At 63.2% G+C, this 21,078-nt stretch carries 17 protein-coding genes; 10 read left to right on the forward strand and 7 right to left on the reverse strand.

The window, feature by feature from the left end; all coding sequences use genetic code 11:
• Positions 1-66: 66 nt before the first annotated feature.
• The 3 genes from C8264_RS13480 (at position 67) to C8264_RS13490 (ending at position 5,479) form a co-directional block, all read left to right on the forward strand.
• The gene (locus tag C8264_RS13480) at positions 67-3,651 is read left to right on the forward strand and encodes a peptidoglycan-binding protein (RefSeq protein ID WP_108461500.1); all 3,585 of its coding nucleotides are present in this window, start codon (positions 67-69) and stop codon (positions 3,649-3,651) included.
• A 149-nt stretch (positions 3,652-3,800) separates the two neighbouring features.
• Positions 3,801-4,727 (forward strand): sulfite exporter TauE/SafE family protein, encoded by a 927-nt coding sequence (locus C8264_RS13485; RefSeq protein ID WP_108461501.1) that lies wholly within the window; start codon positions 3,801-3,803, stop codon positions 4,725-4,727.
• Positions 4,724-5,479: a TIGR02186 family protein gene (locus C8264_RS13490; RefSeq protein ID WP_108461502.1), complete on the forward strand. Its 756-nt coding sequence runs from the start codon at positions 4,724-4,726 to the stop codon at positions 5,477-5,479. The genes C8264_RS13485 and C8264_RS13490 overlap by 4 nt, the downstream gene beginning before the upstream one ends.
• Positions 5,480-5,488: 9 nt before the next feature.
• Here the strand turns inward: C8264_RS13490 and pdeM are convergent, their stop codons facing one another.
• Together pdeM and C8264_RS13500 are read right to left on the reverse strand one after the other, a co-directional pair.
• The gene (gene pdeM, locus C8264_RS13495; protein ID WP_162783642.1) at positions 5,489-6,151 is read right to left on the reverse strand and encodes a ligase-associated DNA damage response endonuclease PdeM; all 663 of its coding nucleotides are present in this window, start codon (positions 6,149-6,151) and stop codon (positions 5,489-5,491) included.
• A 41-nt stretch (positions 6,152-6,192) separates the two neighbouring features.
• Complete coding sequence (locus C8264_RS13500; RefSeq protein WP_108461504.1) at positions 6,193-8,676, reverse strand: ligase-associated DNA damage response DEXH box helicase; 2,484 nt, start codon at positions 8,674-8,676, stop codon at positions 6,193-6,195.
• A 92-nt stretch (positions 8,677-8,768) separates the two neighbouring features.
• On the opposite strand from C8264_RS13500, the gene C8264_RS13505 reads away from it, so the two are divergent.
• The 3 genes from C8264_RS13505 (at position 8,769) to C8264_RS13515 (ending at position 11,526) form a co-directional block, all read left to right on the forward strand.
• Entirely contained in the window at positions 8,769-9,062 is a 294-nt protein-coding gene (locus tag C8264_RS13505) for a DUF6460 domain-containing protein (RefSeq protein ID WP_108461505.1), read from the forward strand.
• Positions 9,062-9,733: a nucleoside/nucleotide kinase family protein gene (locus C8264_RS13510; protein WP_108461506.1), complete on the forward strand. Its 672-nt coding sequence runs from the start codon at positions 9,062-9,064 to the stop codon at positions 9,731-9,733. The genes C8264_RS13505 and C8264_RS13510 overlap by 1 nt, the downstream gene beginning before the upstream one ends.
• A gap of 440 nt (positions 9,734-10,173) precedes the next feature.
• A complete protein-coding gene (locus C8264_RS13515) occupies positions 10,174-11,526 on the forward strand; it encodes an MATE family efflux transporter (RefSeq protein ID WP_108461507.1) in 1,353 nt (450 codons plus the stop codon).
• 129 nt (positions 11,527-11,655) lie between these two features.
• Here C8264_RS13515 and C8264_RS13520 read toward each other — a convergent pair whose 3' ends face one another.
• Positions 11,656-13,278 (reverse strand): ATP-binding response regulator, encoded by a 1,623-nt coding sequence (locus tag C8264_RS13520; protein WP_162783643.1) that lies wholly within the window; start codon positions 13,276-13,278, stop codon positions 11,656-11,658.
• A 172-nt stretch (positions 13,279-13,450) separates the two neighbouring features.
• On the opposite strand from C8264_RS13520, the gene mscL reads away from it, so the two are divergent.
• Both mscL and C8264_RS13530 read left to right on the forward strand, forming a co-directional pair.
• Positions 13,451-13,894: a large conductance mechanosensitive channel protein MscL gene (gene mscL, locus C8264_RS13525; protein ID WP_162783649.1), complete on the forward strand. Its 444-nt coding sequence runs from the start codon at positions 13,451-13,453 to the stop codon at positions 13,892-13,894.
• A gap of 263 nt (positions 13,895-14,157) precedes the next feature.
• Complete coding sequence (locus tag C8264_RS13530) at positions 14,158-14,793, forward strand: response regulator transcription factor (RefSeq protein WP_108461510.1); 636 nt, start codon at positions 14,158-14,160, stop codon at positions 14,791-14,793.
• A 352-nt stretch (positions 14,794-15,145) separates the two neighbouring features.
• Here the strand turns inward: C8264_RS13530 and hemA are convergent, their stop codons facing one another.
• Positions 15,146-16,426: a 5-aminolevulinate synthase gene (gene hemA / locus C8264_RS13535; protein WP_108461511.1), complete on the reverse strand. Its 1,281-nt coding sequence runs from the start codon at positions 16,424-16,426 to the stop codon at positions 15,146-15,148.
• A gap of 383 nt (positions 16,427-16,809) precedes the next feature.
• Here hemA and C8264_RS13540 point away from each other — a divergent pair, with 383 nt between their 5' ends.
• Entirely contained in the window at positions 16,810-17,475 is a 666-nt protein-coding gene (locus C8264_RS13540; RefSeq protein ID WP_108461512.1) for a YiaD family glycine zipper/OmpA-like lipoprotein, read from the forward strand.
• 46 nt (positions 17,476-17,521) lie between these two features.
• Here the strand turns inward: C8264_RS13540 and C8264_RS13545 are convergent, their stop codons facing one another.
• Positions 17,522-17,836 (reverse strand): hypothetical protein, encoded by a 315-nt coding sequence (locus C8264_RS13545; RefSeq protein WP_108461513.1) that lies wholly within the window; start codon positions 17,834-17,836, stop codon positions 17,522-17,524.
• The gene (locus C8264_RS13550) at positions 17,837-18,094 is read right to left on the reverse strand and encodes a hypothetical protein (protein WP_162783644.1); all 258 of its coding nucleotides are present in this window, start codon (positions 18,092-18,094) and stop codon (positions 17,837-17,839) included.
• Between the two features lie 162 nt (positions 18,095-18,256).
• Here C8264_RS13550 and C8264_RS13555 point away from each other — a divergent pair, with 162 nt between their 5' ends.
• Positions 18,257-18,646 (forward strand): PRC-barrel domain-containing protein, encoded by a 390-nt coding sequence (locus C8264_RS13555; protein WP_108461515.1) that lies wholly within the window; start codon positions 18,257-18,259, stop codon positions 18,644-18,646.
• 347 nt (positions 18,647-18,993) lie between these two features.
• Here the strand turns inward: C8264_RS13555 and C8264_RS13560 are convergent, their stop codons facing one another.
• Positions 18,994-20,901 carry a glycoside hydrolase family 127 protein gene (locus tag C8264_RS13560; protein ID WP_108461516.1) on the reverse strand — a complete coding sequence of 636 codons (1,908 nt, stop codon included), beginning with the start codon at positions 20,899-20,901 and terminating at the stop codon, positions 18,994-18,996.
• Positions 20,902-21,078 lie beyond the last annotated feature (177 nt).

Here is a 21,078-nt window from a genome sequence, read left to right on the forward strand (position 1 = left end):
GAGTAACCCTTAGACCTTCGTGTTGAATCGCGAGGGGACCGTCTCTTATCGTGACAGGTACCGCTCATGGCCCGCGCCTATTCCATCCACGACGATTCCGATCTGGCAGCCGAACCGCAGCCGGGTCAGTGGCATGCCTTGCGTGGTGAACTTGTCGCCCTGCTCGATCAGGTCGAAGGTCGCTATGCCCAGGACCAGGCGCCCGAACCCGAGCCGGCACTGACAGGCCTGACGCAGCGGGTGCGCAATCTGCGTGACCAGGTCGTCGGACCCGAGCCGACCATGCGCCGCCAGGAAGCGCTGCGCACCGTCAAGCGCGCCGTCGACCGGTTCAGCGACCGGGACGAGGCGAGCGTGCATGGCCAGCAGGATGCGCTCAAGCACGCCATTGCCGAAATTCGCGGCCGCCAGCTGGCGAGCACCGCACCGGCCCCTGCGCGCCGCGTCAGCGACAGCAGCGATTTCCGAGACCTCAGTGCGCTTGTCGGTGGCCTGTCGGGGCGCCTGGAGCGGCTCGAAGGCGAGCTCAAGACCCAGCGCAGCGGCAAGGATGGCGTGCGCGAAGTGGCCAACCAGGTCGAGCAACTCACCCATGTGGTCGAACTGCTCGCCGGCGCCGTGGGTGAAACAGGCCAGGTCAAGCGGCTGGAATCCCAGATCGGCGCCTTGGCTGCGCTGATCGAGGAAGGTCCGCGCGTCGATCTTTCCACCATCAACAAGCGCCTCGATGACGTGTCGGCCACCGTTGGCAAGCTCGCCGAATTGCAGGCGCAGCAGATGGAGCGCGAAATCCTGCGCGACGATGTGCGCACCGAAATCGAGCCCGCCGGTGCCTTGGCGCCAGCCATGCAGGCAATCGAGAAAAGCGTCCGCAACGTCTACGATCGCATCGATTCCATCGAAAAGAACGTCGCGCTCTCCTCCAGCGATTTCGAGCACCTTACCACTGAAATGGCCGCCTTCACGCAGGCGATGAAGGACGGCAAGACCCCCAACAAGCTCGTCAACAAGGTGGATGCGCTGGCGACCGCCATCGGCGATCTGAGCACCGCCAATACCGATGTCGCCGGCCTCAAGGCCGACATATCGGCGCTTCGCGATGCTGTTCTTGCAGGCATGGAGCCGCGCTTTGCCAGCATTGAAACCCGGATCGACGAGCTTTCGGGTCGCATCGCTACTTCGCCCGACCAGAGCGAAGTCGAAAACCAGCTCAAGCTGCTGATGCAGCGCATGGATGATGCCAGTGCGCAACTCGATGGCCTCGCCAAGCTTTATTCGACGCCTTCCGACATGGCCGATCTCGAAGCCATGGCGACCCTTGTTGCCGAGCGCACCAGCGACGCCATGACCCGCAAGGCGCCCGCGCCTGTCGCCATGTTCGGCCCCGATAGCCTCAAGAGCATCGAAGATCGCATTCACGTCCTGATCAAGACGGCAGGCAAAGGCCCCGATTACGAAACCATTGCCACCATGGTCGCCGAAAAAACCTCGGCTGCCGTGGCCAAGTCAGCGCCCCAGTCCGCCGTCAGCGAAGGCAATATCAGCGCGCTCGAGCAGCGCGTCACGGCAATCCTCAACACCACCGGCAAGGAAACCGCCGATCGCCTGACCCGGCTCGAGGCGGCACTCGCCGCCCGTGCCGAGATCACCAAGGCCCCACCGGCTTCGGCCAAGCCGAAACCCGCTGCCGAAGCCGTTGCAGCCAAGCCTGACCAGTCGGCCGAAGCCTCCACGGGCAAGCTCGACGCCATGCTGTTGGCGCTGTCGTCCAACCAGGCTGAAGCGGACCGCGACGCCATGCCGGCAAATCCCGCCGATGATGCGCCACTGATCGATCCCGGCTTCAAGGATACCGGCTCTGTCTGGGCCGCGCTGGACGCCAAGATGGGCACCCAGGCCCGCAGCGAGGCTGCGCCTTCACGCGCAAGCCAGCCGCGCCCTACCTTCAATCCGAGCGAGATCGAGCGTCCCGCGCCACCGAAATCGAGCTTCGCCTCCGATACCGATCCATTCGCGCCGCTCCCAGGGCAAACGACGGTGCCGCAGGTCGAGGCTCCGCCGAGCCAGAACAATACCAGCACTTTCGTCGCCGCCGCCCGCCGCGCCCAGCGCGCCCGCCAGGAAACGGTTGCAGCCCCGGCCGAGCCATCCTCCTCAGCTTCGGCCATGGGGCGCGCCTTTGCGCGCTTCCGGCCGGCCAGGCCAGCCGATGACGCAGCCCCAGCGGTCGAAGCACCAGCCCCCAAGGCCGAAAAGCCGGCCAAGCTGCCCAAGGCGGAAAAGCCTGCCAAGCCCCTGCGTGAGAAGCGGATCGAGCCAAAGGCCGCCGAGCCCGTCGCCCCTCGCTTTGGCGAAGAGACCGACGAGGCGCTGGCCCAGCCAGGTTTCCTCATCAGACACCGCCGCCCGCTGCTGCTTGCTGCGGCGCTGGTGACTGTTTCCGTTCTGGCGCTCAATTTGATCCTGCAGCGTACCGCAGAAATGGCGCTCGAGCCGGCTCCTGCCGAAGCCATCAGCACGCAGCCTGCCGCCGAACCGTCCGCCAACCAGGACGTGTCCCTGGTTCGCCCCGAGCCGCGCATCATCGACATGGTCGACGACACGGCCACTGGCTCGATCAATCCGGCGACGGCCTCCACATTCAGCAAGCCCATGGCGATTACGCCGATGCCCGCAACGCTGGTCGCGAGCATCCCCGCTGCCAGCACGCAGATGGAACCGCTGGTTGCACCAGCACCCGCCGCGCCCGAAACGACGGGCAGCATTGAACCCGCAGCGCCCGCCGCCATGGTGACCTTTGAACTGCCACCCGAAGCAATTGGCCCGATCGAACTGCGCCAGGCCGCCGCCGATGGCGACGCGCGCGCCCAGTTCGAAGTCGCTGCCATTTACACCGAAGGTCGCGCCATCGAGCAGGATTATGCCGAAGCCGCCAAATGGTATGAGCGTTCGGCGGCCCAGGGCCTGGTCCCCGCGCAATACCGCCTCGGCAACCTTTATGAGACCGGGACGGGCGTCGAAAAAGACCTCGAAAACGCCAAGCTCTGGTACCAGCGCGCGGCCGAAGCCGGCAATCGCATGGCCATGCACAATCTGGCCGCGCTTTATGCCGGTGGCCAATTGGGCGAGCAGGAATTCGAAAGCGCCGCCGAATGGTTCCAGCAGGCGGCCGCACGCGGCATGACCGATTCCCAGTTCAATCTCGGCATGCTTTACGCCCGCGGCCTCGGGCTTGACCAGGATTTCGAGCAGTCCTTCAAGTGGTTCTCGCTGGCGGCCAAAAATGGCGACGCCGACGCCACCAAGGCGCGCGATGATATCGCCAAGAACCTCAATGCGGATGCCGTCAGCCGTCTCGGCAGCGAGATTGCTGCCTGGGAAGCCCAGTCTATAGACCTCGCCGCCAACTTCGCCCCCCTGGGCACCTGGTCATCCAGCTTCGATCCCGGCGAGCCGATCACCAGCCGCGAAGTGGTCTCCAAGGTACAGCAGGCATTGGGCAAGCTCGGCTTCGATGTCGGCACGCCAGATGGCCTGTCTGGGCCCAAGACGGCCGAAGCCATCAAGACTTTCGAGCGCGGCACCGGCATGAGCGAAGTGGGCGACATCAATCCGCGCCTGCTGGCCGTGCTGGGAAGCCAGCCCGTCTGACATAAAAGCATGGTTTGACACCGCTCGGTCTCATATTTAAGCCTGATTAGACAAAGGGTTCTCGCCAAAAGCGGGAACCTTTGACCTATTGTTGACGCACACGCCCTTATGCTGGCGGTGCGTGCCACCAATTCGAACGGAACCAGATCTTGCAGGTTTATCTGCCGATCGCCGAACTTTCCGTGAACCTCTTCTTTCTTGTGGGGATCGGAGGGGCCGTCGGCTTTTTGTCCGGCCTGTTCGGCGTTGGCGGCGGATTCCTGCTGACGCCATTGCTGATTTTTTCGGGCGTTCCCGCGCCTGTGGCCGTCGCCTCCGTCACCGGTCAGGTGGTGGCCGCCTCAACCTCCGGCGCACTCAGTCACTACCGGCGCGGCGGCATCGATCTGCATCTGGCCATGTATCTTGTGCTCTCAGGCATATTGGGTGCCTTCGGGGGCGTCGCCATGTTCGCCCTGCTGCGCGATGCCGGCCAGCTCGATCTGGTGATTTCGCTGGGCTTTCTGGTCCTGCTGGGTTCGGTTGGCGTGCTGATGCTGGTCGAATCCACCCGTTCGCTGCTCAAGGCGCGCAAGGGCGTGGTCGTCCGCGAGCGCCTGCCCAATCAGCACAGCTGGATCCATGGGCTGCCGATGCGCGTGCGGTTCAAGAAGTCCCGGCTTTATATCAGCGTGCTGCCGGTGCTGGTTATCGGGCTGTTCATCGGCTTCGTCGGTTCCCTCCTGGGCATTGGCGGTGGCTTCATCATGGTGCCGGCGCTGGTCTATCTGCTGCGGGTGCCGGGCAATGTGGTCATCGGCACGTCCCTGGCGCAGGTCGTCGCGATGATGGCTGCCACCACCATCCTTCATGCCGTGCAGAGCCAGAGCGTCGACATTCTTTTGGCGTTCTGCCTGATGGTGGGCGGCACGGCCGGCGCCCAGTTCGGCGCCGCTGCCGGCAAGCAATTGCGCGGCGAACAATTGCGGGGTCTGCTGGCGCTATTGATCCTCGCCGTTGCCATCCGCTTCGGCCTGTCGCTGGTGCTGACCCCGAGCGATGTCTTCAGCATGGCCGTGGTGGGAGGCGCCAGATGAGGCTGCTGCTCGCGCTCCTGACCATCTTTGTCTTGCTGGTGCCCGCCCAAGGCGCCCGTTTGGTGTCGCAATTGTCCAACGACACGGTGGAAATCACCTCCAGCTATTCCGGCGAACGCATGACCTTCTTCGGCTCGATCGAGCCTGATGCGGGCTCCACCGAGCCGGTGGTTGGGCCCTTTCACGTGGTCATCGTGGTCGTCGGCCCGACGCAGAACCGGGTTGCCCGCCAGAAGACCAATAATTTCGGCATCTGGATCAACACCGACCAGGTGGAATACGAAAACTTCCCGAGCTATTTCCATGTGCTGTCGAGCGGTCGGCTCACGGACATCACCGATGTCACGACCCTGACCACCAACAACATCCTGCCCGAGGCCTATACCCTGGACGCCAACAGCGCCGACTGGTGGAAAAACGCCGTCTTCGGCCGTCAATTGGTGCGCTTGATGGGCCAGCAAGGCCTGTTCGGCATCCAGGAGAACGGAGTCAATTTCCTCTCGGGCAATTTCTACTCCGCCCGCCTGACCCTGCCCAGCGGCGCCCCGCCCGGCCCCTATATCGCGCACACCTACGTCTTCAAGGGTGGCGAGATCATCGCCCGCAAATCCGAAGGCTTCGCTGTCCGCAAGATCGGCTTCGAACGGTTCCTGGCACTATCAGCGGTACAGCAGCCGCTGCTCTATGGCATCATCTGCGTCATCCTGGCGCTGTTCACCGGCTGGCTCGGCGGCGTGGTCTTCAAGCGCTGAGGGGGCTGCTCACCCCCGCACCAACCGCCTGGGGCTGACCGGATAAACCCGATCCTTGCCCAGCATCACCACCTCCAGCCCCGGCCAGTGGAATAACCCCACGAATGCCGGCGACAGGATATTGATCGACCCCGTCGAGGCACCATAGGCCGGCAGGATCATCAGCCTGTTGTCATGCACGAAACACGGCCGCCTGCTCGATCGGCCATCGATATAAATATGCGCCGCCGGATGCAGATGCCCCGCCATCAGCCCCGCTGCACCACGCTGCGGCTCGTGCGCCAGCGTCAGCCCTGCCACTTCCAGCAGGGGCAGGCAACGCCCGCCCAGCGCATGCGGCTTGGGGTCGTGATTGCCGGACAGCCACAACCACTCGGCCATATCGATCATGGTGTCGAGCCGCGCCCGATCCACCTCGCTCAGCGTCGTCGTGCCCTCGTCGCGATGGAAACTGTCGCCCAGCGAAACCACCCTTGCAGCACCGGTGCGGCGAATATCGGCTTCCAGCCGCGCCAGTGTCATCCCGGTATCGTAAGGCGGCAGCATCTGCCCGCGCCGGGCGAAGCTGCTCATCTTTTCCAAGTGCAGATCGGCAACCAGCAGCGTCCGCTCGGCGTGCCAGAACAGCGCGCCGGAGGGCAGGGGCTCGAAATTATGTCCGGCAAAGCGCAAGTCCGGGCTCTCCGTAATCTCGGCTCGTAAAGGGATCTGGCTCAACTCTGCCCGAGGGCTTCCCGCATTAATTCGTCAGCTGCATCCGCCATAGCTGATTCGCGCGCTTCCCCATAAATCGGCTCGCGCCCGATATCGAGCATGATCGGCACCGCGAGCGGCGATATCCGCTGCAGCGGCTGGTGCACGATATGGCTCCGGATACGCCGCAGCATGTCGCCCAGACGCCCGATATCCAGCAAGCCCCGCGCCGCATCGCGCCGCGTCGCCTGGATCAGGATGTGGTCGGGCTCGTGCTGATAGAGCACATCATAGATCAGGTCTGAACTCATCGTGATCTGCCGCCCTGTCTTCTCCTTGCCGGGATGGCGCCGCTCGATCAGCCCCGCAATGATTGCACAGTTGCGGAACGTCCGCTTCATCAGCGCCGATTCATCCAGCCAATCCTCAAGGTCATCCCCCAGCATGTCCTCGGAGAACAGCTCATCGAGCGACAGCCGCCCGGTGCGGATCAGCGCCGAGAGATCGCCCAGGCCCCAGATGCCCAGTGCATATTCAGAAGCGACGAACCCCAGCGGTCGCGCGCGCGCACGCTCCAGCCGCCGCGTCAGCAACATGCCAAGCGTCTGGTGCGCCAGCCGCCCCTCGAACGGGTAACACACCATGAAATTGTGCGTGCCACGCGGAAAGGTCTCCACCAGCAGTGTCTCGCGCCCCGGCAACACCGACGCGGATTGCTGCAGCCGCAGCCAGTCGCTCACCTGGTCGGGCAGGGCGCTCCAGCTATTCGGATCGTCCATGATCCTGCGCACCCGTTCGGCAAGATAAGTCGAGAGCGGAAACTTGCCGCCCATATAGGAGGGAATCTTGGGATTGGTCGCCTGCGCCCGGCTGACATAGGCCTCGTTGTCCCGCATCCCCTCGAACGCCACGATTTCGCCGCCGAACATGAAGGTATCGCCCACCAACAGCGTGCCGAAGAAGTACTCCTCCATTTCTCCCAGTACGCGCCCGCCTGCGCCGACCGGGCGCTCCGCCTGTCCCTTCCTGGGCGCTCGACCACGGATCAGCCGCACCCTGACCATCGGCTCTTCGACGATGGTGCCGATATTGAGCCGGTATTGCTGGGCGATCTGCGGATTGGCGATGCGCCATCTGCCGTCTTCGGTTTTCTTGAGCCGCGCATAGCGCTCATAGGCCTGCAGCGCATAGCCACCGGTCGCGACGAACTCCACCACCCGGTCGAACTGCCCGCGCGGCAGCTCGCGATAAGGCCATGCCCGCCTGATCTCCTCGAACAATTCGTCTGGCGAAAACGGCGCCGCACAGGCCATCCCCAGCACATGCTGCGCCAGCACGTCATAGCCGCCGATCACCGGGTCCTCGCTGTCCTGCTGGTTCTCCGCAACTGCCTCCAGCGCCGCTTCGCACTCCAGCACTTCGAACCGGTTGGACGGCACCAGCATAGCCTTCGATGGTTCATCCAGCCGGTGATTGGCTCGCCCGATCCGCTGCAACATGCGCGAACTGCCCTTGGGCGCGCCCACCTGCACCACCAGGTCCACATCGCCCCAGTCGATGCCCAGATCCAGCGTCGACGTACACACCACCGCCTTGAGTGTCCCGGCCACCATCGCCGTCTCGACCTTGCGCCGCTGCTCCACCGAGAGCGAACCATGGTGCAGCGCAATCGGCAGCAGATCGTCGTTCACCGCCCACAGCCCCTGGAACAGCATCTCAGCCTGCGAGCGCGTATTGACGAACAGCAGCGTCGTCTTGTGCTGCTTGATCACGTCATAAAGCTCGTGGTGCGCATAATTGGCCGAATGCCCCGCCCAAGGCAGCCGCTGTTCGGTTTGCAAAATCTCCAACACAGGCGGCGCCCCGCCCGAAGTGGTCAACAGATGCGTCGGCCTGGGTGCCACTGGCTGCGCGATCCAGTCCCGCAGCAGATCGGGCCGCGCCACCGTTGCGCTCAGCGCCGTGATCTGCAAATCCGGTGCGAGCCTCGCGATCCGCGCCAGCGCCAGCGACAGCAGTTCCCCCCGCTTGGAGGTCACCAGTGCATGCAACTCGTCCAGCACGATCCGCTTGAGTGAGCCGAACAGCAGTTCCGCCTGCGGATGGCTGATCAGCAGGCACAATTGCTCCGGCGTCGTCAGCAATACATGGGGCGGTTTGGTGCGCTGCCGCGCCCGCTTGGACGCCGGCGTATCCCCCGTCCGCGTCTCCGCCTTGATGGGTAGGTTCATTTCCAGGATCGGCGCATTAAGGTTCCGCTGCACGTCCACTGCAAGCGCCTTCAGCGGCGAAATATAAAGCGTATGCAGCCCCTCGAACTTGCCATCGGCCAGATCCACCAGCGTCGGCAAAAAACCCGCCAGCGTCTTGCCCGCACCGGTCGGGGCAATCAACAAGGCCGATGCGCCGGCCTGCCAGCTGTCCAGCAGCGCCAACTGATGCTCCCTCGGCGCCCAGCCCTTGCGCGCAAACCAGTCGCTGATGATGGGGGGCAGTTCGGCCAATCAAAACTCCGGCAGCAGGATAGGCCTTCTGCAATGGGCAAAACACCCTATATGATCCCCATCAATCCCTGAAGACCATGCGAGGTTCTCCGATGAGCGAGCAATATCCCACCGAAATGCCCCGCCGCAGCGGCGTGGAACGCTTCCTGGGCGGCAGCCCCGCCGGCGTCCTGGTCCGTCTGGTCATCCTGTCGCTGGTCGTCGGCTTCCTGATGAGCGTCTTCGGCGTCCGCCCGCAAGACGTCATCGACGGCGCGATCGATCTGTTCTACGCCGCCATTCGCGATGGCTTCGGCGTCTTCCAGGATATCGGCGCCTATATCGTGACCGGTGCCGTGCTGGTCGTGCCCATCTGGTTCCTGATCCGCTTGAGCAAGGCGCGCTGATGGCTCCTGAGCGCCTCGCCCTCACGCCGCAGCAGGCGCTTTCGCGCCTCGTGCCGCATATCCTCGCCCTGCAGAGTGCCGCACATCACCGCATCGCCATCGGCCTTGCGGGTGGCCCCGGAACCGGCAAGTCGACGCTCGCCGCAGAACTCGTCACCATGGTCAACGCCACCCATCCCGGCAGCGCTGCGCTCGTCCCCATGGATGGCTTCCACATGAAGCACAGTAAGCTCGAGGGCCTGGGGCAGGTCGACTACAAGGGCGCCCCGCACACCTTCGAAGGCGCCGCGTTCGTCAGTTTCCTTCACCATCTCAAGCACGCCACCGAACCCGTCAGCGGCCCCGGCTATTCCCGCAAGATCGAAGACACCGTCGAAAACGCCTTTACCGTCCAGCGCGAGGTCAAAACCCTGATCGTGGAAGGCAATTACCTCCTTCTCACCGAAGGACCCTGGGCCGGCATCCGGCCACTAATGGATTACGCCATCTTCCTCGATGTGCCGCGTGACCTGGTAGAAGCCCGCCTCCTCAAGCGCCACGCCGAAGAAGGCCTCTTCACCGAAGAGCGCAACCGCGCCCACATCGAACGCAACGATCTGCCGAATTACGATCTGGTCCAGCAGTCCCAGGATCGCGCCGACGTAGTGATCGCGTTGGACGTAGCGCATTAGCACCGGACCGCCTCCCCTCTAGGGGAGTGTTCACTTTGGTTTCCTCGCCTACTGCCAGTTCTATCCACCGGGTCATTCCCGCGAAAGCGGGAACCCCTGTTTGTGAACGGAGGTTCCCGCTTTCGCGGGAATGACCCGGTGGTAACTGAAAGGCGGCAAGCGCCGGAAATGACCACTCCTCCATGAGAGCGAAGCGGCCAGCACCAGCTTGTCGGTTCCTTCGTCTCCCTCCCCCTTGCGGGGAGGGATCAAGGGTGGGGGATGTTTAGCCCCGATATGGAAGTTCCTGCACACCCTCCCGGCCTTGAGGCCGCGGGGCGCACCGGCTCAAAGCCGGGATAACACCCTGGGCGGGGAGGGCTTCGGAGGAAATATCGGGCCAATCGCCTTCCGTTCCCCACCACGCGTGCTAGGAACATCCATCCCCTCGAGTCCACCCCATGACCACCTCCCGCCCGCAGCACCCCTTCAACGTCCACCATGCCGATGTCTGGAAGATCGCGCTTCCCGCCTCGATCGCCTTCATCACCGAGCCGATGGTGGGCCTTGTCGACATCACGGTGATCGGCCGACTGGGCGACGCCGGTCTCCTTGGCGGCCTCGTGCTCGGCGCTCTCCTTTTCGACGTGCTGTTCTCCCTCGCCTATTTTCTGCGCATCGGCACCGCCGGGCTGACAGCACAGGCCATCGGCGCCCGCGACCCTCGCGATGGCCTGCTTCACATCACCCGCGCCATCATCCTGGGCACCGGGATCGGCGTGGCGATGATCGCCCTAAGCTGGCCCATCCTCTGGCTCGCAACGACGCTGCTCGCTCCCGAAGCCGGCGCCTCCGCAGCCCTGGCTGACTATTTCAACTATCGCATCTGGTCGGCGCCGTTCGCGCTCATCAACTATGCCCTCCTGGGCTGGTTCTATGGCCGCGCCTCGGCCAAGACCGGCATGATGCTGCAATTGCTGCTCCATGGCATCGATATCGTGCTCTCCATCTGGTTCGTGCATGGCCTGGGCTGGGGCGTTCCCGGCGCCGCCATCGGCACTGTCATCGCGCAGGCCGTCGCTGCCGCCCTCGGCCTTGCCCTGTTCATCCGCCACTATGGCGGTCTCGGAAACGTGCTGGGCAAGATCGCGCCCGGCGAACTCATGGACACCCACGCCCTCCAGCGCATGTTCGGCCTCAGCCGCGACCTGATGATCCGCTCGGCCGCCCTGATGGGCGCCTATGCCTGGTTCGCCGCGCAAGGCTCGCGCATGGGCGAAGTGGCGCTCTCCGCCAACGCCATCCTCCTGAACCTGCTCATGGTGGTCGGCTTCTTCCTCGATGGCATTGCCCAGGCCGCCGAACAATTGACCGGCAAGGCCGTCGGCGCCAATTGGCGTCCCGCCTTCGACCGCGCGTACGGCTTGAGCTTTCTCTGGGGCCTCGCCATTGCCGTGGGCCTCCGGCTCGCCTGGTATTTCAGCGGCCCCTGGGTGATTGGTCTGATGACCACCAATGCCGAAGTCCAGGCTTATGCCATGGACCATCTGCTGATCGCAGCACTCTGCACCATCACCTTCATGCCCGCCTTCGTCTATGACGGCATCCTGATCGGCACCACGCTCAACACCACCATGCGCAACGGCATGGTCGCCTCGCTCTTCGTGTTCCTCGCCGCCGCTTTGATCCTGCAACCCGCCTTTGGCAATTGGGGCCTCTGGGGCGCACTCCATTGCTGGTTCATCGCCCGCGGCGCCATCTACTGGTGGGCCCTCGAACGCCGCCGCGCCGGCCTCTTCACCGCGGCGGCCTAACTTGCGCACGCGGACTCGACGTCATTCCGGCGAAGGCCGGGAATCCCACTTTGGCTGAGGAGTGTGATTCCCGCTTTCGCGGGAATGACGCGGGGAGAGCACAAGCCCACGCTTCAGTGCGAAGGTGAATTAGCCTACCCGCTTCGCCGGGGTCCGGCTCTGGTTGGCCAGCCCGCTGATCGCCGCCCGCAATGCCGCCGGCTTCACCGGCTTGGTAACGACCGCAATGCCCCGCTCCTCGGCCAGCGCGCGCACCGCCGGGCTGCGGTCCGCCGTCACCAGCGCTGCCGGCAAGTGCCCGCCCAGATTGTGCCGCAGCCACTCGATGGCATCGAGCCCCGAAGTCTGGTCGAGATGATAATCCATCAACACCAGATCCGGATACCATCCCTCCAGCAGGCCCTCCTTGTCGATCTGCTTGAGCGATAGCGCCGAGCGCACATCGCATCCCCAGTGTCGCAGCAGCCCCTCCATCGCCTCGATGATCGCCCGCTCATTGTCGACGCACAGCACCTTGTAGTCCAATGCGCCCACGCTCGCCTCGGGCTGGGTCGGGCCGAACTCGGAGGCGACCCTGATGGTCCGCGTTGCCGGCAAAAACAGCGAAAAACGCGAACCCCGCCCTTCGCGACTGTCGAGCTCCAGCGTCAGCCCCAGCGCCGTCACCAGGCGCTGCACGATGGACAACCCGAGCCCCAATCCCTGCGCCATCCGCGCCCCGCGTTCCAGCCGCGAGAATTCGGCAAACAGCAATCGATGCTGGTCCTTGTTGAACCCGATCCCGGTATCGATCACGTCAAGCCGCATCCGGTTGCCGCGCCGTCGTAGCCCCACCAGCACGCGCCCACCGGGCGGGGTATATTTGATCGCGTTGGACACCAGGTTCTGCACGATACGCCCCACCAGCGCCTTGTCCGCCAAAACCGCCGCATCGGTCGCGATGATCCGCAGCCCGATATTGCGCTCCCGCGCCATCGGCCCGAATTCCACTTCCATTTTCTTGAGCAGATCGCGCGCCGCAACCGGAACCGGTGCGGGCTTCAGCGCACCGCTATCGATGCGCGAAATATCGAGCAGCGCGCTCATGATCTCTTCCACCGCCGTCAGCGACGCCTCAATGGAATTGGCGAGATCCGACAGCCCGGTCAGCTTCGCCCGCTCGATCAGCGTCGAGGTATAAAGCCGCGCCGCATTGAGCGGCTGCAGCAGGTCGTGACTGGCGGCTGCGAGAAACCGCGTCTTGTCGTGGTTGGCGGCATCCGCCTTGGCGCGTGCATTTTCAAGCTCGGAATTGACCCGCGTCAGCGCCGCCGTGCGCTCTTCCACCCGCTCTTCCAGCGATTGGTTCATCCGCTCCAGCGCCCGCTCGGCCTCGACACGCTGCGTCACGTCCGAAAAGCTTATGACCAGCCCGCCATCGGGCAGGCGGCTCGATTGAAACTCCAGTGCTTGGCCACCATTGCCCGTCAATTGAGTCACGGCAATCGGCGCCGCCGTCAGCAGATTGATCCGCTCGATCGCCAACCGCGCGGCGTCCCCCCCGCCCAGATCGCCCCGATCGGCCAGAAACAGCGCCATGTCGAACAAGGGCGCGCCGGGTTTTACCAGTGCGTCCGGCAAATCCAGCAATTGCTTATATCGCATATTGGCCACGGCCAAATGCAGCCCGGCGTCGAACACGGCAATGCCCTGCGGCAGGAAGTCGATGGCCTGCCGCAAACTGGCGGACGCATTGCTGGAGTGGGAAGCCATTGCAATTCCGGGACGAAGAACGCGTTTCCGCGGACTATCTACCTGGGGCCGCCGCGGTGCAAGGTTGGCGCTCACCCATTGCATTTGGTTTCAAGGTCATGGAAGTTTGTCGCCCGCAATTTTGCGGCCGCCTGGGGACTGGCGGTTCATTCAGGAGAGGCAATCCATGTCCATGTTCAAGGAATTCCGTGACTTCGCCATCAAGGGAAACATGATCGACCTGGCAATCGGCGTCATCATCGGCGCTGCATTCGGCGCGATCGTTTCCTCCATCGTCGACGATATTTTCATGCCGCTGATCGGCCTGATCATTGGCGGTGTCGATTTCTCCAACCTGTTTGTGGTCCTCTCCAATCCCAACGACGTTCCAGTGCCATCGGTTGCCGCGGCCCAGGCTGCTGGCGTGGCGACCCTCAATATCGGCCTCTTCATCAATGCCGTGGTGAAGTTCACCATCATCGCCTTCGTGCTGTTCATGGTGGTGAAGGCCATCAACCGCCTCAAGCGCCAGGCGGCCGCAGAGCCCGTGGAAGCCACTCCCGCGCCCTCCAAGGAAGAAGTTCTGCTGACCGAAATCCGCGACGCCCTGCGCGCCCGGCCAACCCCGCTCGCCTGATCCACAGGCCCAAGCGGCGTTCGTCTTTAGGAAAGTAGTCATTGACGTGTTACGGATAGGCATATATGCCTATCCATAAGTACTTTGTCATACGAATAGCCTCGTATGGCCAAGGACCTATGCTTGCCGTAATACACATCGGCAATATTCGCAGGGCGAGGTTAGTTTAGCCAGGGGCAGGAGCGTCAGCTGAGAATTCCATTGAGAATTCGATCAGCTGGCCCGGCACTATCTCGCCATGCGGAATAAAGCTGGGGAGCACCATGACTGAAGAGCCGTATTACCAGTCCTTTCTTAATCGCGATCGACTTATCCATATTGTTGATTCGGACCCATCCACCTGCGAGGCGCTGAGCGTTCTGTTTCGCCTGGAAGGGTTTCAAACCAGTTTCTCTGTAGACGCCAGCAGCTTTGTTGCCAGCCTCGAGAAGCGTTTGCCCGACGCGGTGGTCCTCAATCTTCAGCTTGGCCCCATCGACGGGCTGACCTTGCTGCAACGCATCAAGGCCCTGCGCCGCGGCACACCGGTTTTCATGTTGGCCGACCTGCCCGATCTGCAGATGGCGGTCGCCGCCATGAAGCTGGGTGCGTCCGATGTCATGTCGAAACCCGTGGACACCGATAATTTGCTGACCGCCGTCCGCGATGGTTTGCGGCGGGATGTCCACCTGGGCGCCATGCACCGCGGCCGCCGGCCCGTGGAAGTGCGCGGCTTCTCTCAGCTGACACCACGCGAGCGCGAAGTTCTACAATTGATCTCCAACGGCCAATCCAACAAGGAGGCCGGCCTCGAACTGGGCATCTCTCCGCGCACCGTGGAAGTGCACCGCGCCCGCGTCATGGAAAAGCTCGGCGCCCGCAACACCGCCGACCTGCTCCGCATTGTGCTGAGCAGCTAGGCACGTCGGGTCAAATAGGATTCACACGACCTCATCCTGCTCCCGCGGAACCGGAAGCGTTTACTTCGGACTGCTTGTAACAACCACAACGTCATTCCCGCGAAAGCGGGAACCTCTGTTTCCCGGCAACCATTCGCCAACGGAGGTTCCCGCTTCCGCGGGAATGACCCGGTGAAAAATCGCACCAAGTGAACACAACGCTCCCGTGGAAGAGGAGACGAGGGCGTGGCACCATATTCCCCACCCACCATGCATCCCGGCGAAGGCCGGGATCCATCTCGAGATCTCTTTCCCAGCCGCCAGGTCAATCGACCAACGCACCGTATTCGCGGCGCAAAGCAGCCCCCGCCGCCTAGCCCCCGATTGTTGGCAGCGTCAGATCGCCAGAGGTCAGCTTGCTCGCCGTAATCTTGGCATCCGCCTTTTCGCGCGGCAGCTCCAGGCTCGTCCACACGCTCACCAGCGCATGGCGCAGCGCAAAGATCATCTCGTCGGTGTGGAGCGGCGTCGGCGTGATGCGCAGCCGCTCGGTGCCCTTGGGCACGGTGGGATAGTTGATGGGCTGGATATAGATATTGTGCTTGTCCAGCAGCATGTCGCTCGCCGCCTTGCACTGGCGCGCATCGCCCACGATGAGCGGCACGATATGGGTTTCGGTTTCCATCACCGGCAGGCCCGCATCGGCGAGAATGGCCTTGGTCAGACGCGCCTGGCGCTGGTGCAGGATGCGTTCATGCCCGTTGCCCTTGAGGTGCTCTATCGAGGCACGCGCGGCCGCGCAGAGGGCCGGGGGCAGGGAGGTGGTGAAAATGAACTCCGGCGCATAGGAGCGCACCGCGTCGATAATGGCGCGATTTGCCGTGATATAGCCACCCATGACGCCAAAGCCCTTGGCCAGGGTGCCTTCGATGACGTCGATCCGGTCCATCAGCCCTTCGCGCTCGGCAATGCCGCCGCCGCGCGGGCCATACATGCCCACCGCATGGACTTCATCGATATAGGTGAGCGCGCCGAACTCCTCGGCCAGGTCGCAGATCGCCTTGATCGGGGCGATATCGCCATCCATCGAATAGACCGATTCAAAGCAGATCAGCTTGGGCCGCTTGCGATCGGTTGCCGCAAGCAGTTCGCGCAAGTGCGCTACGTCATTGTGCCGGAAAATCTTCTTTTCCATGCCGGACTGCCGCACACCCTGGATCATCGAGGCGTGGTTGAGCTGGTCCGAGAAGATCACGCATTCCGGCAGCAGCCGCGCAATGGTGGCGATGGCAGCTTCATTGGACACAAAGCCCGAAGTGAAAACCAGCGCCGCTTCCTTGCGGTGCAGATCGGCGAGCGAACGCTCAAGCTCCACCAGCGGCCGGTTGGTGCCCGAAATATTGCGCGTGCCGCCCGAGCCTACGCCAAGCTTTCCCGCGGTCTCCTGCATTGCGGCGACCACCTTGGCGTGCTGGCCCATGCCCAGATAGTCATTGGAGCACCAGATGGTGATTTCGCGCTGGTTGTCGGCGTCGTCGCGGTAGATCGCCTTGGGGAACTTGCCCGCGATCCGCTCGAGATCGGCAAAAACGCGATAGCGCTTTTCCGCCCGCAGTGTGTCCACCGCATCTTCGAATATACCGCGATAATCCATCATTCGCCCTTCTGTCCCGGGACCGAACGCAAAGGCAGCTTCGGCTCGGGGCTCGCACTGGCGTCCCGCAGAGGCATCGACAGGGGGCCGACGCGTCGCTTGGCGCAAAAGGTACGCGCCGCATGCGGCACGCCAACATGAGACTCGTTCTAAACTTTCAAAGCCGCTCTGCCAATGCGCCAGAAGTTCGCACCGGGGCAAAAAATGCGCATTGTTGCCCCTGCACCCGCCGTGGCCCATCGGCAACAGGTCCGCAGCAACACCCGATGAACGCCGGCCCTTTGCCGCCACGTTCATCTGGTGTTCATCCCTTATCCCCGATCACCGTGCTGCCGTATTCAGTGGCCAACAACGGCCACCACTGATTCCTTGGGGGAAACTTGATGAAGTCGAAGATTCTGGTCACGCTCGCAGCCACGCTGGCCCTGACAGCGTGCAGCACCAATCCGTACACCGGTCAGTCGCAGCTCTCCAACACCGCCGGCGGCGGTTTGCTGGGTGCTGGCGGCGGCGCTGTCGCCGGTGCCCTGGTTGGCGCTGCCGTAGGTGGCGACCCGCGCGTTGGCGCGCTGATCGGCGCCGGCGTTGGCGGCCTCACCGGCGCTGCCATCGGCAATTACATGGACCAGCAGGAAGCCGAACTTCGCGCCCAGCTGCAGGGCACCGGCGTTTCCGTCACCCGCGTGGGCGAGAACATCGTGCTCAACATGCCCTCCAACATCACCTTTGCGACCGATCAGTCCACGGTCCAGCCGGCGTTCAACTCGACGCTGGTATCGGTCGCGCTGGTCCTCAAGAAGTTCGACAAGTCGATTGTGGACGTCTACGGCCACACCGATAGCGAAGGCGATGACACCTACAATCTGAGCCTCAGCCAGCGCCGCGCCGTGTCGGTCGCGACGATCCTGGCCAACCAGGGCATCGACCAGCGCCGCTTCTATATCGAAGGCAAGGGCGAGATGAGCCCGATCGCGTCCAACGCCACCGAAGCCGGTCGTGCCCAGAACCGCCGCGTCGAAATTCAGATTGCGCCGATCAACAAGGGCTGATCGAACCCAAGAAATGCGAAAAGCGCGGCCCTTGTGCCGCGCTTTTTTATTGGGCCACTGGAACGGCCGGCTCCGTTGCCGGCGCCACCACGCTCTCGGCACTTGGCGTGCCGGGTTGAACGTCGGTCGCCGGAGCGCCGTTGAACATCTGCAGGATGAACAGCACGGCGATAACGATAGCCAGCCCGATAAGCCCATAGAGCCACCAATTGGTCGGCCCCGTCGAGCCGACCGTGGCCTCATGCTCTCCCGCCACCTTGATCGAAGATCCGTCGGGCACATCCACCCGGGCGCCGTTCTCGTCGACGAGATGGTCCACATTGGCGACGGTGGGCGTAGGCGTCTTGGGTGCGGTGGCCATTCAGCTATCTCCTCGCAATGGTGTTTCCGGACCATGGCCGCCTTCGATGTCCTGGCGGACTTCGGCAATGGCCCGGTCGATCTCCTCAAGTGCTATTCCCGGCTCGCGCCCTTCTTGCTGGGCCACGGTAATATCGGCCTTGAGCTGATTGAGCAGTTCGATCTTTTCCTTGGCCGTGAACAGGTCATTATGGGCGATGTCCATGGGCCTGACACCGTCCGGCCGGGCAGTCCCCTCATTCAGACTGTCAGAATCCATTGGCGGCATCCCCGTGATCTTTGTCTCTCGGGAACAACTCGGTGCGCCGTCAGCCGGTTCCGCCCGCCGCGTTCGAGTTCCCTCATCACAGATGTTTTTAATCCGCAACTCCAGCCCGCGCTGCCCGTTCTGCTTTCACACGCAACACAAAGGAGTCGAAAAATGGCTTATGAAGACATTCGTAACCAGGACGCCAACGTTCGCGAAACGCACGATCTCATCGCGTCGGACAAAGTCGAGGGCACCAAGGTTTATGACCCGCGAGGCGAGCATATTGGCTCCATCGAGCGCATTCTGGTCGAAAAGCGCAGTGGCAAGGTTTCCTATGCCGTGCTGAGCTTCGGCGGCTTCATGGGAATGGGCACCGAGAACTATCCTCTGCCCTGGTCCAAGCTCGAATATGACGAAAGCCTGGGCGGCTACCGCGTCGACGTCACCAAGGAGCAACTAGAAGGCGCCCCGCGCTACGATCGCGAAGACGACAATTACTGGACCGCCGACAACGGCCGCCGCGTCTACGACTATTACGGTGTGGCTCCATACTGGATCTAAGCCAGCCCTATCTCGGCAAGCTACCGCACCGGCGTCCCGCAAGGGGCGCCGGTTTCGTTTGCGGTCCACTCCCCTTGAGGGAAGAATCACATCGAACGCTTGCCGGTGGCGCGATGTAACCAAAAACGCCATGTTGCCCTCGGGCCTGACCCGAGGGCCATTCCGGAAGCCCTTGCCGGAGCGGCGTGTTTGCGGAACCTGGCCCTCGGGTCAGGCCCGAGGGCAACACGGTGAGTAGGATAGAGCAGCACGGTGAGCAGGATCAATCCGAGCCATGCGGCCAAATCACTGAGGGGAAAGGGGTTCAAATGCCCGGTGCCCCACTCCCCCTCAGCAGCACACCACCACTACCCCTCCGGCACCCAAACCACCATCGATCCCTGCCCACGATTGGCCCACAAATAATACGGCAGCGCCGTCAGCGTCGCCTCGCTCTCCCGCGGTGGCTCCGTCCGATAAAGCGTCGTCCATTCCCCCTCGTCGATGACCAGCGCCTCAGCCTTCAGCGTCACTACGCCATCAAACAGATCCGCCCGCGTCTCAGCCTTCAGCTCCGCCGTCCGCGGCAATTTCAACCGCTGCACGCGCCCGCCCGGATTGTCCGCTTCCTCGATGCAATAAACCAGCGGCCCGCGCTTCAGCGCCACGCGCCCCGCATCCATGATCACCCCCGGATGCGCATAGACCCGCACCGCCGGCATGGGCAGGTCCAGGCTCACCACATCGCCCTTGGCCCATTCGCGGTGAATGGTCAGGTACCCGTTCACCGCCGCGCCGACATCAACAGCCTCGCCATTCACCATTACCTTCGCGCCCGAAGACCAGCCGGGAATACGCAGCTTGACGTCGAACGCCGCCGGCCGCTCCGGATCGACATGGATCTTGATATCGCCCGACCAGGGGTAGTTCGAAACCTCCCGCAGCGACACCCGCGTGCCCGCGACCGCCACCGCCGTGGCGATCCCGCCATAGAGGTGAAACGCCACCCCATCGCTCGCCGTGGAAACAAAATACCCGCCCACCGACGCCACCAGCCGGCTCACATTCATCGTGCAGCATGGGCAGGTGTGCCAATCCCACCGCGTCGGCGTGCCATCGCTTTCCAGCGGATTGGCATAGAAATAGTGCTCGCCGTCCCGGCTAAGCCCACTCAGCGCCCCGTTGAACATGGCAAGCTCGAGAATGTCGCCATACTTGCCGTCGAGATCCAGATGCAGCATCCGCTGCGCCCAGAAGATCAGCGCCACCGACGCGCAGGTTTCCGCATAAGCCGTCTGGTTGGGCAGGTCGAAATCATGCGTGAAACCCTCGTTGTGCGCGGAGGGCCCAAGCCCCGCCGTCACATACATCTTGGTTTCCATCACATCGTCCCACAGCACCTCGCAGGCATGCTTGAGCGCAGGGTCGTTGAGCTCGGCAGCAAGGTCGGCCATGGCGGTGTAGAGATACATCGCCCGCACCGCATGCCCCACCACCTTGTCCTGCTCGCGCACCGGCTTGTGGCTCTGGGAATATTCGTAGTTGGGGAACACATAGCGCTGCTTGCTGTCGCCGCCTTCGCGCGCTTCCCGCTCCACATCGAAATAATGCGGCGGCTGCTGGCCGCGCTCATTGACCAGATAAGCCGCGAAATCGAGATGCTTCCGCTCGCCGGTCAGGTAGTAAAGCTTGATCAGCGCCAGCTCGAGCTCTTCGTGCCCGTCATAGCCGCGTTTCTTGCCCAGATCGGTCCCGAAGCTCGAATAGATGTGCTCGAGATAGCGCTCCATGATCTCGAGCCAGCGCCGCCGCCCCGTCACCCGGAAATAGGCGATCGCCCCTTCCAGCAGATGGCCGGCATTATACATCTCGTGATTATCGCGCAGATTGGTCCAGCGCCTGTCCGGCTCGCGCCCCAGATACCAGCAGTTAAGGTACCCATCCGGTGCCTGAGCCTTCTCGAAATCGTCGACAATCGCCTCGATCCTGGCTTCGATATCGACATCGCGCCGATGCGCCAGCGCATAGCTTGCGGCTTCGATCCACTTGCCCACATCGCTGTCCCAGAACACCTGCACGGTGAACCCGTTGGGATGGCGCGGAAAGCGCAGCGGCGGTGGTGGCTGCGGCAGCTTGATGGAGTCCAGGATTCCATATTCTGCCAGCTTCCTGTGCTGGCTCGGAATGGTCCGCGTCAACACCGTTTCCAGCCTTTCGTGCCAGAACCTTCCTTCAAGCTTCACGTCCGGAAACGGAACGGGTGCATAGCGGCTCATGGGTTCTCCGGAAACGTTTTTGGTGACGGCCGAAGCTGCCACGCGCCAACCCCATTGGCAATCGGGAACGCGTGAACCGGACGCACCCAAGAGGCCATTAAACACATCCGCACCCCTTGCTTTCCTGCCCCGCTTGCCATCGTTATGCTGCCTCGGCTTGGAGCATCGGGAGGGCAG

This window comes from Devosia naphthalenivorans (genome assembly GCF_003056355.1).
Lineage (GTDB): Bacteria > Pseudomonadota > Alphaproteobacteria > Rhizobiales > Devosiaceae > Devosia > Devosia naphthalenivorans.

Coding starts and splice junctions, on each gene's coding strand:
- C8264_RS13480 (WP_108461500.1), top strand. CDS start 67: ATGGCCCGCGCCTATTCCATCCACGACGATTCCGATCTGGCAGCCGAA.
- C8264_RS13530 (WP_108461510.1), top strand. CDS start 14,158: ATGACTGAAGAGCCGTATTACCAGTCCTTTCTTAATCGCGATCGACTT.
- C8264_RS13550 (WP_162783644.1), bottom strand. CDS start 18,094: ATGGATTCTGACAGTCTGAATGAGGGGACTGCCCGGCCGGACGGTGTC.
- C8264_RS13515 (WP_108461507.1), top strand. CDS start 10,174: ATGACCACCTCCCGCCCGCAGCACCCCTTCAACGTCCACCATGCCGAT.
- C8264_RS13490 (WP_108461502.1), top strand. CDS start 4,724: ATGAGGCTGCTGCTCGCGCTCCTGACCATCTTTGTCTTGCTGGTGCCC.
- hemA (WP_108461511.1), bottom strand. CDS start 16,426: ATGGATTATCGCGGTATATTCGAAGATGCGGTGGACACACTGCGGGCG.
- C8264_RS13560 (WP_108461516.1), bottom strand. CDS start 20,901: ATGAGCCGCTATGCACCCGTTCCGTTTCCGGACGTGAAGCTTGAAGGA.
- C8264_RS13510 (WP_108461506.1), top strand. CDS start 9,062: ATGGCTCCTGAGCGCCTCGCCCTCACGCCGCAGCAGGCGCTTTCGCGC.
- C8264_RS13540 (WP_108461512.1), top strand. CDS start 16,810: ATGAAGTCGAAGATTCTGGTCACGCTCGCAGCCACGCTGGCCCTGACA.
- C8264_RS13545 (WP_108461513.1), bottom strand. CDS start 17,836: ATGGCCACCGCACCCAAGACGCCTACGCCCACCGTCGCCAATGTGGAC.
- C8264_RS13555 (WP_108461515.1), top strand. CDS start 18,257: ATGGCTTATGAAGACATTCGTAACCAGGACGCCAACGTTCGCGAAACG.
- mscL (WP_162783649.1), top strand. CDS start 13,451: ATGTTCAAGGAATTCCGTGACTTCGCCATCAAGGGAAACATGATCGAC.
- C8264_RS13505 (WP_108461505.1), top strand. CDS start 8,769: ATGAGCGAGCAATATCCCACCGAAATGCCCCGCCGCAGCGGCGTGGAA.
- C8264_RS13520 (WP_162783643.1), bottom strand. CDS start 13,278: ATGGCTTCCCACTCCAGCAATGCGTCCGCCAGTTTGCGGCAGGCCATC.